At 66.4% G+C, this 642-nt stretch carries 1 protein-coding gene; it reads left to right on the forward strand.

From position 1 onward, the window contains the following. On the forward strand, positions 1–642 hold a 642-nt coding region (locus FHJ30_RS21215), incomplete at both ends, for an enolase C-terminal domain-like protein (protein ID WP_306669407.1).

Below are 642 nucleotides of genomic sequence, written 5' to 3' on the forward strand. Positions count from 1 at the left end.
TTGCGCGCGTACGGGCACGCCTCGGGTGCTGATTTGCCGTCGCTGTTCGACTCCGTCCGGGAGCACCTGGAACTCGGGTATAAGTCGATCCGGATCCAGACCGCCGTCCCCGGCATCAAGGCCGTCTACGGGGTGGCGGCGCAGGCGCAGGCTTCGGGGGAGCGGTATGACTACGAGCCCGCCGGGCGGGGCGCGTTCCCGGTGGAGGAGGACTGGGATACCCGGGCGTACCTGCGGCACCTTCCCACCGTGTTTGAGGCGGTCCGGAACGAGTTCGGCCCGGAGATCCCTTTGCTGCATGACGGGCACCACCGGATGACGCCGATCCAGGCCGCCAAGCTGGGCAAGGCGCTGGAGCCGTATGACCTGTTCTGGTTGGAGGACTGCACCCCGGCGGAGAACCAGGAGGGCCTGCGCCTGGTCCGCCAGCACACCACCACCCCGCTGGCGATCGGTGAAATCTTCAACACGGTGTGGGACTACCAGACCCTGATCAAGGAACAGCTGATCGACTATGTCCGGGCCGCGTCCACGCACTTCGGCGGGATCAGCCCGTTGAAGAAAGTGATGGATTTCGCCGCGCAGTACCAGATCAAGTCCGGCTTCCACGGCCCCACGGACATCTCCCCGGTGGGCTTCGCG

Source organism: Arthrobacter sp. BB-1 (assembly GCF_006151685.1).
Lineage (GTDB): Bacteria > Actinomycetota > Actinomycetes > Actinomycetales > Micrococcaceae > Arthrobacter.